Source organism: Plantibacter sp. CFBP 13570 (assembly GCF_014841395.1).
Classification (GTDB): Bacteria; Actinomycetota; Actinomycetes; order Actinomycetales; family Microbacteriaceae; genus Plantibacter; species Plantibacter auratus.
Map to the genome: position 1 here is coordinate 22,256 of NZ_JACYTW010000048.1, position 10,141 is coordinate 32,396.

9 protein-coding genes are annotated in these 10,141 nt (G+C 69.4%); 7 read left to right on the forward strand and 2 right to left on the reverse strand.

The window, feature by feature from the left end; translation table 11 throughout:
* Nucleotides 1-191 precede the first annotated feature (191 nt).
* On the reverse strand, nucleotides 192-944 hold the full coding sequence (locus IFT89_RS14970) for a DeoR/GlpR family DNA-binding transcription regulator (protein WP_086475096.1): 753 nt from the start codon (nucleotides 942-944) through the stop codon (nucleotides 192-194).
* 173 nt (nucleotides 945-1,117) lie between these two features.
* Here IFT89_RS14970 and IFT89_RS14975 point away from each other — a divergent pair, with 173 nt between their 5' ends.
* From IFT89_RS14975 to IFT89_RS15005, 7 genes are all read left to right on the forward strand, one after another.
* A complete protein-coding gene (locus tag IFT89_RS14975; RefSeq protein WP_202939351.1) occupies nucleotides 1,118-2,434 on the forward strand; it encodes an alpha-glucosidase/alpha-galactosidase in 1,317 nt (438 codons plus the stop codon).
* Nucleotides 2,435-2,496: 62 nt separating this feature from the next.
* Nucleotides 2,497-3,852: an ABC transporter substrate-binding protein gene (locus tag IFT89_RS14980; protein WP_079706575.1), complete on the forward strand. Its 1,356-nt coding sequence runs from the start codon at nucleotides 2,497-2,499 to the stop codon at nucleotides 3,850-3,852.
* A complete protein-coding gene (locus IFT89_RS14985) occupies nucleotides 3,852-4,817 on the forward strand; it encodes a carbohydrate ABC transporter permease (RefSeq protein WP_244650747.1) in 966 nt (321 codons plus the stop codon). Before IFT89_RS14980 ends, IFT89_RS14985 begins: the two co-directional genes overlap by 1 nt.
* A complete protein-coding gene (locus IFT89_RS14990; protein ID WP_202939352.1) occupies nucleotides 4,817-5,713 on the forward strand; it encodes a carbohydrate ABC transporter permease in 897 nt (298 codons plus the stop codon). The genes IFT89_RS14985 and IFT89_RS14990 overlap by 1 nt, the downstream gene beginning before the upstream one ends.
* A 112-nt stretch (nucleotides 5,714-5,825) precedes the next feature.
* Entirely contained in the window at nucleotides 5,826-6,998 is a 1,173-nt protein-coding gene (locus IFT89_RS20845; protein WP_202939353.1) for an SIS domain-containing protein, read from the forward strand.
* A 2-nt stretch (nucleotides 6,999-7,000) separates the two neighbouring features.
* Nucleotides 7,001-7,966, forward strand: a complete 966-nt coding sequence (locus IFT89_RS15000) for an N-acetylglucosamine kinase (RefSeq protein ID WP_202939354.1) — start codon at nucleotides 7,001-7,003, stop codon at nucleotides 7,964-7,966.
* A gap of 274 nt (nucleotides 7,967-8,240) precedes the next feature.
* Nucleotides 8,241-9,125, forward strand: a complete 885-nt coding sequence (locus IFT89_RS15005; protein WP_202939355.1) for a DUF2268 domain-containing protein — start codon at nucleotides 8,241-8,243, stop codon at nucleotides 9,123-9,125.
* A 12-nt stretch (nucleotides 9,126-9,137) separates the two neighbouring features.
* Here the strand turns inward: IFT89_RS15005 and IFT89_RS15010 are convergent, their stop codons facing one another.
* Complete coding sequence (locus IFT89_RS15010; protein WP_202939356.1) at nucleotides 9,138-9,944, reverse strand: MerR family transcriptional regulator; 807 nt, start codon at nucleotides 9,942-9,944, stop codon at nucleotides 9,138-9,140.
* Between the last annotated feature and the right edge of the window lie 197 nt (nucleotides 9,945-10,141).

Below are 10,141 nucleotides of genomic sequence, written 5' to 3' on the forward strand. Positions count from 1 at the left end.
CGTCCGTGCCCGCGACATCTGTGGGGTTGAGGTCCGGCGCGGTGCGCTGACGCGAGTGTGCGCCACTCGGCGCGGGCGCACCCCACAACCGCGAGCGCGCCCCTCCGGAGACCAGCGCTCACGTCGGAGACCCGCGCTCACGTCAGCGCACCGCGCTGGCCCAAGCCGCAGCAGAGGGAGGGAAGGAGCGGTCAGAGGGCGACGACGTGCACGGCGATGTCCGCGGCCGCCAGGCGCTCGAGCTCGTCGGGGTCGGCTGAGGAGTCGGTCACGAGGTCGTGGATCTGCCCCAACTCGGCCATGCGCGCGAGCGTGACACGCCCGACCTTCGATCCGTCGGCGACCACGATGACCCGCTGCGCGTGCCGCACCATCGCCAGGTTCGTCCGCGCTTCCCGCTCGTCGTGCGTCGTCGCACCGCCCTGCGCGCTGATGCCGTCGGTCCCGAGGATCGCAGTACCCACGTTGATCGCGCTGAAGGTGTTCTCGGCGAGCGCCCCCACCGCCTCGAACGACGAGGAGCGCACCAGTCCTCCCGTCATGATCACCTGCAGGTTCGGCCGGGAGGCGATCTCGGTCGCCGTGGTGAGCGAGTTCGTCACGATCGTCAGCTCCGCACGGTTGCTCAGCTCCTTGGCGACCGCCGCCGTGGTGGTGCCACCGCTCAGGGCGATCGCGTACGGTCCCGCGGGGATCATCTCCGCCGCGCGCAAGGCGATCCGACGCTTGGCCTCACGGAACTGCGTGTCGCGGAACCGCACGGGTACCTCGTCGCGCGACTCCACCGCCCGAGCGCCACCGTGCGTCCGGAGGACGAGGCCCAGGTCGTCGAGGTCGGCGAGGTCGCGACGGATCGTCGGGGCCGACACGTCGAGCCGGGTCGTGAGGTCGTCGATCGAGACGACGGCGTCCTCCGCCGCGAGGAGCGCGAGGATGGTGCGCATCCGCTGACTGCGTTTCCCGGACGGAGCGTGTCGCGAGAGCTCGGCTGCGGTCGGTCCTCCCACGGCGAACCCCTCCCTCGTCGCCGACGGCTCTGCTCAGCGAAAGTGATCATTTCAATCGATTTCCGATCAAGTTCTTGCTCGGTTCGATCACTGTAGTCGATGATCACTCCATGACACGAGTGACTTTCATCGGGGCGGGCAGCGTCGTCTTCACCCGCCAACTCATCGCCGACCTCCTCCGCTACCGCGACCTCGCCGGCCTCGAGATCGTCCTGCACGACATCGACCCCGAACGCCTCGCGGTGGCCGAGGGCACGGCCCGCCACGTCGACGAACGCCTCGACGGCCGGGCGACGATCTCGGCGGAGTCCGACCGTCGTCGCGCCCTCGCCGGCGCGGACTTCGTGATCAACATGGTCCAGGTCGGCGGCATCCGCGCGACCGTCTCCGACCTCGAGATCCCGGCGGCCCGCGGCCTCCTGCAGACCATCGGCGACACCACCGGCGTCGGCGGCGTGTTCCGCGCCCTCCGCACCTTCCCGTTGCTCTCGGCGCTGACCGCCGACATGCGGGAGATCTGCCCCGACGCCCACCTGCTGAACTACACCAACCCGATGGCGATGAACATCTGGTGGGCGTCGGTCGTCGCCCCCGACATCAGCGCGATCGGCCTCTGCCACAGCGTGTTCTGGACGGTGAACGACCTCTGCGAACTCGTCGGCGTGCCGATCGAGGGCACGAGCTACCGTGCAGCCGGCGTCAACCACCAGTCGTGGTTGCTCGAGTGGACCCACGAGGGCCGCGACCTCTACCCGGCCCTGCGCGAACGCATCCGCGAGGATCCGGAGCTCAGCCGCCGCGTGCGCGTCGAGATGTTCCGCCGCATCGGCTACTACCCCACCGAGACGAGCGAGCACTCCTCCGAGTACCTGTCGTGGTTCCTCCGCTCCCCCGAGCAGGTGGAGCGCTTCCGCCTCCAGCCGCTCGAGTACCTCGGCATCAGCGAGGAGAACGTCGCGGAGTTCGAGGCGACGAAGGCCGCCCTCGCCGCCGGGACCCCGCTGACGCTCGAGGACGAGGCGAGCGAGTACGCCCCGCAGCTCATCCACTCGCTCGTAACCGACACCCCGCGACTCATCCACGGGAACGTCGTCAACCGCGGCCTCATCGACAACCTGCCGCAGGGCGCCGTCGTCGAGGTCCCCGTCCAGGTCGACGGGAACGGCATCGCCCCGCAGCCCATGGGCGCTCTGCCCGTGCAGTGCGCCGCGCTCAACCGCCCGTACGTCTCCGTCGCGGAGCTCACCATCGAGGCCGCCCGCACCGGCAACCCGACGCTCATCCGGCAGGCGGTCCTCATGGACCCGAACGCCTCGTCCACCCTCACGCCCGAGCAGATCTGGGAGCTGTGCAACGACCTCGTCGCCGCGCACGGCGAGCTGCTGCCGGAGCCGCTCCGGGAGATCATCCCCGCCGACCGCATCTGACCGACCCGAAGCACCGCCGAACCGAATCCTTCCCGAACGATCGACACAGGAGACGACCACCGATGTTCCCACCCCGTTCCACGATCCACGCTTCCACCTCCCCGCACGCCCGCCGCGCACGTCGCCTCATCACCGCGACCGCCGTCCTCGCCGTCGGAGCGCTCGCGCTCTCCGGGTGCGCCGGCGGATCCTCCGGTGCCACGACACTCGACAAGGACGCGAAGGTGAAACTCACCTTCTGGACCGGGCAGGCCGACGCCGCGCAGCAGATCCTCACCGGTCTCGTCGACGACTTCGAGAAGCTGCACCCCAACGTGACCATCGACGTGTCCTCTGGCGCGCCGTCCACGGAGGACCTCCTGCAGAAGCTCTCCGCGAGCTTCGCGGGTGGCAACTACCCCGACGTCTCGTATGCCTTCGGATCCTGGGCGAGCCGACTCGAGGCGTCCGGCCGCACCCTCGACATCACCGACCAGGTGGCCGAGCCCGACGTGAAGTGGGACGAGTTCTCCGAGGCGGCCCGCAAGACGGTGCAGCCGACCGGCGAGAAGACGATCGGCTTCCCCGCCGTGGTCGACAACATCTCCCTCCTCTACAACACGACCGTCTTCGACGCTGCCGGTGTCGACTACCCCACGGCCGACTGGACCTGGGACGACTTCCGTGAGGCGTCGAAGCAGCTCACCGACCCGGCGACGAACACCTACGGCTACGCGTACTCGGTGTCGGGCAGTGAGGAGACGACCTGGCAGTTCTGGCCGCACCTCTGGCAGAACGGTGGATCGATCATCTCCGACGACGCCAAGACGGCCGAGTTCGCCTCGGATGCGGGCGTCGACGCACTGACCTTCCTCCGCGACATGGCGGTCGAGGACAAGAGCGTCTACCTCGACCAGACCGACACGAAGTTCGGCGACCTCTTCGCCAGCGACCGAATCGGCATGATCACCTCTGGTCCGTGGCAGCTGTCGACCCTGCAGACGAAGGGCACGAAGTACGGCGTCACCGTCCTCCCCGGCACCGACGGCGACCACCAGACCGTCTCAGGCCCCGACGTCTGGGCGCTCTTCGACCACAAGGACAAGAACCGCGAGTACTGGGCGTACGAGTTCACGAAGTGGCTCACCGACTCGGAGCAGGACCTCAAGTGGAACGTCGCCTACGGCAACCTCCCGCTCCGCTCGAGCGAGATCGACACCCCCGAGTTCCAGGCGCAGGTGGCTCAGCTGCCCGGCCTCGACGTGATGGCCGAGAACGGCGTCAACGCCAAGCAGGCCCGTCCGACGGTGCCCGGCTACGTCGGCCTCTCGGAGGCGATCGGCAAGGCGATCTCCTCGGTGCTGCAGGGCCAGGGCGATCCGAAGCAGGCCCTCGAGGACGCCGCGAAGACCGCCGACGACGCGCTGGCGGAGGACTGATGTCCACGGTCGCCGGACGCGACATGCGTCCATCGACGGAGCCGAAACCGGAGCGCGCCGAGCGCGCTCCGGCCCGGCCCCGCAGTTCCGGACGACGGTTCCGCGACAGCCTCACCGGTTGGGGCTTCGTCGCCCCGGCGATGCTCATCGTGCTGGGCCTGTCGATCTTCCCCGCGATCTGGGCGTTCTTCCTGTCGCTCCAGAAGTGGGACGGGTTCAGCGAGCCGGAGCAGGTGGGGCTGGAGAACTACGCCAGCATGATCGGCAACGACGAGCTGCAGGCGGCCGTCGTCCACACCGTCGTCTACACGCTCCTCTTCGTCCCGGCGTCGCTCGGACTCGGACTCTTCCTCGCCGTCGCGCTCAACCGCCGGATCCGCTTCATCGGCGTCTACCGCACGGCGATCTTCGTCCCCTTCGTCGCCTCTGCCGCCGCGACCGGCATCCTCACGACCTACCTCTTCAACCCGCAGTTCGGCCTCCTCAACACCGTGTTCCGGTTCCTCGGACTCCCGGCGCAGGGCTGGCTCGAAGACCAGGGGCAGGCGATGGTCGTCATCACGATCATGTCGCTCTGGGGGCAGGCAGCCTTCACGACCGTCATCTACCTGGCGGCCTTGCAGGACATCCCCGCCGAACTGCTCGAGGCGGCACGGATCGACGGCGCGAACGCCTGGCAGTCGTTCTGGCGCATCACCTTCCCGCAGCTCGGGCCGGTCACCGTGTTCGTCGCCATCTGGCAGTTCATCCAGGCGATCCAGCTGTTCGACCTCGTGTACACCACCACCAGGGGCGGCCCGCTCGGCGCCACCCAGACGATCGTGTTCTACCTCTGGGACGCGGCGTTCAAGCAGTTGCAGTTCGGGTACGGCTCCGCGGTCGCCTACGGGCTGTTCGTGGTGACGCTCATCGCCACGATCGGTGTCGTCCTGTACTCCCGCCGTTCCAACGTGGAGGCATTCTGATGACCGTCCTGACCACCCCGCCACGCGGCGACGCCGCCACCGGCAAGTCATCCGTGACCGCCCCGCCCGCCGAACGACGCACGCGTCGGCGCTTCAGCCCCTGGCACCTCGTGCTCGCGCCGATCGCGATCATCTTCGCCATCCCGTTCGTGCAGATGTTCATCACCTCGGTGACGCCGGAGTCGGAGATCAACACCTATCCACCCCGGATCCTCCCCTCGCACATCACCTTCGACGGGTTCGCGAAGCTCTTCTCCGAGTCGAACATCCTGCTCTGGCTCGGCAACACCGTCATCGTGTCGACGGTCGCGGTCCTGTCCCACCTCGTGCTCTGCTCGCTCGCCGGCTACGGGTTCGCGCGCCTGAAGTTCCGCGGCAAGACGATGGGCTTCCTCATGATCGTCGCGACGATCATGATCCCGACGCAGCTGCTCATGATCCCGACCTACATCCTGTTCTCCCGGATCGGACTCATCGACAGCCTCGGGGCGGCGATCGTGCCGTGGCTGGCGTCCGCGTTCGGCATCTTCCTCATGCGGCAGTTCTTCCTGTCGCTCCCGGCGGAGCTCGAGGAGGCCGCGCTCATCGACGGCTGCACCCGCCTGCAGGTGTTCTTCCGGGTGATCCTGCCGCTCGCGAAGCCGGCGCTGGCGACGCTCGCGATCTTCACCCTGTTGGGTTCGTGGAACGACCTCGTCTGGCCGCTCATCGCGATCAACAACGACCAGGCCTTCACGCTGCAGCTCGGCATCACGAACTTCCAGGGCGCGCGCCGCACCGACTGGGCACTCCTCATGGCCGGCAACGTCGTCGCCACGCTCCCGCTGATCGTGTTCTTCCTCTTCGCCCAGAAGCAGTTCGTGGCGACCATGACCTTCTCAGGCCTCAAGGGGTAGGCACCGATCCCGGCGTGGCAGGATCACGTCCATCGCCGCGCGTCGAACGCTCGACCAACATCGATACACCGCAACTCCCCTTCATCACCTCGACCCACCCCAGGAGCAACCCGTGTCCATCACCACCATCGTCGGTTCGGAAGCCACCGTCCGCGAGATCACACAGCAGCCCGACGTCTGGCTCGAGGCGTCGACGGGTATCGCCGCCCGACGCGAGGAGATCGACGCGTTCCTCGCACCGCTCCTCGCCCGACCCGAGCTGCGCATCGTCCTGACCGGGGCGGGGACCTCGGCATTCATCGGCGAGATCGCGGCACCGGCCCTGACCCGGACGCTCCGTCGCCGGATCGACGCGGTCGCGACCACCGACATCGTCTCCAACCCGCAGGAGTCGTTCGCCGAGGACGTCCCGCTGCTCCTCGTGTCGTTCGCCCGCTCCGGCAACAGCCCGGAGAGCGTGGCCGCGACGGAACTCGCCGACCAGTCGCTCGCCGAGGTGTACCACCTGGTGATCACGTGCGACGAGACCGGCGAGCTGTACCGACGCCACCACGACCGCGCCTCGTCGCTCACCGTCCTCATGCCCCTGCGGTCGAACGACGAGGGCTTCGCGATGACGTCGAGCTTCAGCTCGATGCTGCTCTCGGTCCTCCTCATCCTCGGCGGCGCGGACGACGCCGCGGTGCAGGCGCTCGCGGCCGGAGCGACGACGATCCTCGACCAGCGCGAGGTGGACATCCGCGCGCTCGCCAACGAAGGGTGCGAACGCGTCGTCTACATCGGCAGCGGCCCGCTCACCGGTCTGGCCCGCGAGTCGGCGCTCAAGTTGCTCGAGCTGACCGCCGGACGGATCGTCACCTACTACGACTCGGCGCTCGGGTTCCGTCACGGACCGAAGGCGGTCGTCGACGACAGCACGCTCGTCGTCGTCTACCTGTCGTCCGATCCGTACACGCGACGCTACGACCTCGACATCGTCGCCGAACTGCGCGCCACGCTGTCGCCGGAGCGCGTGATCGCGATCTCCTCGGAGCCGGTCGCCGACGCCACGGCGTACGACTGGGTGCTGCCCGAGCTCGCCGGCCTCGACGACGCGCAGCTCGCGATCGGCTACGTGCTCGTCGCGCAGCTGCTCGGCCTGTCCTACTCGCTCCAGCTCGGTGCGACCCCGGACAACCCGTTCCCGAGCGGCACGGTGAACCGCGTCGTGCAGGGCGTGCGGATCCACGAGTTCGACGGCGTCGACGACGCTCGGAGTGTCGCCGCTCAGCTGCAGGAGCAGTAGTCGTGGCGCGGTACCTCGGCGTCGACGGTGGCGGGTCGAAGACGGCCTTCGTGCTGCTCGACGACGCCGGACGGGTGCTCGCGGAAGCGAGGACGGCGAGCTGCTACTACTTCGACGAGGGGATCGAGCTGGTCGGTCGCATCCTCACCGAGGGTGTCTCGGAAGTGTGCCGGCAGGCGGGTGTCACGACCGCCGACATCGATCAGGCCTTCTTCGGTCTGCCCGGGTACGGCGAGGTGAGTTCCGACATCGTCCACCTCGATGCGCTGCCGCGCGACGTGCTCGGACATGACCGGTTCTCCTGCGACAACGACATGGTGTGCGGGTGGGCCGGATCGCTCGGCGCCGTCGACGGGATCAACGTGATCAGCGGCACGGGCTCGATGACGTACGGCGAGCGCCGTGGCCGCGGGCACCGGGTCGGCGGCTGGAGCGAGCTGTTCGGCGACGAGGGCTCGGCGTACTGGATCGCCGCTCGAGGCTTGAACGCGTTCACGCGGATGAGCGACGGCCGCCTGCCGCGCGGTCCGCTCGTCGACCTCGTGCGGGCGAGGGTCGGGATCACGAGCGACCTCGATGTGATCGACGTCGTCATGAACCGCTGGAAGGGTCAGCGTGGCCGGATCGCGGATCTCGCGAAGACGGTCGTCGCTGCGGCCGAGCAGGGCGACGAGGTCGCGGCGCGGATCCTGGCCGACGCGAGCGGGGAGCTGGCCGAGATCGTCGAGGCGACCCGCGTGGAGCTCGGTTTCAGCGGCGACGAGGTCGTTCCGGTGTCGTACTCGGGCGGGGTGTTCTCCGCTGAGCCGGTGCGGTCGGGTTTCGAGCAGGCCATCGCGGCACTGCCCGCCCGGTACGAACTCCGGACCCCGCTCTTGGGTCCGGCGATCGGCGCCGCGCTGTACGCCGCGAAGCGCGCCGGGTCACCGCTCTCGCCCCAGGCGCTCGAGGTGCTGCGCTCCCGGTAGCCCGCTCCTCCGCCCGCCGTCGCCTTGGGCCAGCGCGGTGCGCTGACGCGACCGCGGGCCTGACGCGTGAGCGCGGGTCTCCGGAGGGTCGCGCTCGCGCGCGCGGGGTGCGGTCACACCGGTTGTGCAGCAGCCACGCCGGTTGTGCAGCGGCCACGCCGGTTGTGCAGCGGCCACGCCGGGTACACCACCCTGGCGTCAGCGCACCGCGCTGACAGCTTCCCGGGGTCGGGCACTTGACCCTCACGCGGCGTGAGGCTTTAGCGTCGTCACCATGACGATCACGATCCTCGACACCGCCAGCGGCATGCGTTCCGTCCTCGACGCACCGGAAGCCGAACGACCAGCGCGACTCCGCGCCATGCTCGAGCCCGTCGCCGACATGTACCGGTACTTCCCGGGCGAGGTCGACCTGCTCGCCATGCACTCGATGGGCTCGGGTTTCCCGATCGATCGGAGCCGGGACCGGGTCGTCGACGCCCTCGACCGGCTCGTCGCGACGGATGCGTGGGGACGGATCTCGCGGGCACTCGACGCGGCGGTCGCCACCCAGCTCGACGCAGTCCCTGCCCTCGTCATCCCCGACATCACCGTCCTGCTCGTCCTCGGCGACCCCGACGACACCTACTTCATGGAGTCGATCCGCGGATTCATCGGCAACGGCAGCGCGACCGGGTTCATCTCGCTCATCCTCTGGCCGACGCAGGAGAACCTCGCGCGCCTCGAGGCGGCCGCCGTCCACGAGCTCAACCACAACCTGCGATACGCGCCGGGTGGGGTGGTGTGGGATCCCGCGACCGTCGTGGTCGGCGAGCAGGTGGTGTCGGAGGGGCTCGCGGACGCGTTCGCCCGGCAGATGCACGGACCGTCCGGCTACACGCCGATCGGTGTCGCTCACCTCGACGACGACGCGGTGTTCGACCGGGTCGTCGAGGGTCTCGACGTCGGAGGGATGCAGCACTTCGTCTCGTGGGTGCACGGTGACGAAGCCGCGCTGCGGTACGGGGGCGAGCCGGTCGGTTTGCCGATGGGTGCCGGGTACGCAGCGGGCAACCGTCTCGTCGACGCCTACCTGTCGGCGACGGGGACGAACGCCGCGGAGGCGCTGCACGTTCCGAGCGCGACGATCATCGAGGTGGCACTCCGCGAGCTGGGCTGAGGCGGCTCACCCTCACTCCCAGACGGCGGTCTCGGGGTCCACGCCGTGGCTGCGCGCGTTCGCGTCGATGACCTGCGAGAGCCACGCGGCGAGGCCTGGTTCGATCCGATCGTAGGTGTCGGCCATGCCGCGCTCCGTGAGGGCGAGGCGACCGATGATCACGTGCATGGACGGCGTGCAGTGGAAGTACTCGCTGAGGGCGGCGCGATGCCGTTCGGCGAGGGTGTTCGCTGTCTCGCTCGCGGCGAGGACACCGGCGCGTTTGGCCTCGGCGAGTTCGTCGACCAGGTCACGCATGGGCCCGACCAGCGCCCGCCAGTCGTCCGGCGTGCGGGTCGCGGACCGTTCGGCGTACTCAGCCCACTGTGCGGAGTCGCCCCAGCGGGCGCGCGCGGTCTCAGCCATCGTGGGGTTCCAGTCGTCGCCGAACACCGCCTGGCGCTCCTCCTCGGGGACGAGCACGCCGACCTCGTCGGCTTCGAGCAGGCGGTCGACGGATCGGGCGACGGCTTCGAGTCGTTTGATGGTGTCGTCGAGTTCGCGGCGGCGCTGCGTGAGCTCCGCGCGTCGTTCGGCGGCAGGCGCACTGAGGAGGGTGGGGATGCGAGCGAGCGGGACCCCGAGGTCGCGGAGGAGCACGACGCGGCGAAGCCGGGCGATGTCGACGGGCAGGTACGAGCGGTAGCCGCTGTCCGTCCTCCCGGAAGGTATCGCGACCCCGAGTTCATCCCAGTGGTGCAGCGTCCGCACACTGACCCCGATCTCGGCCGCCGCCCGACCGACGGTCACGCCGCCCTCGGCCCTCCCGTGCTCGTCCATCCACCCAGCATCGCACCCGGGCCCGACCTGCGTGCGCTGCCTGCTGCCAGCGCGGTGTGCTGACGCGAATGGACCCGACCCGGCGTGGGCGCACCCCACACCCGCGAGCGCACCCCTCCGGAGACCCGCTCCCACGCGCCAGACCCGCGCTCAGCCCCAGCGCACCGCGCTGACACCGGTGCCGAACCCGCCAGCGC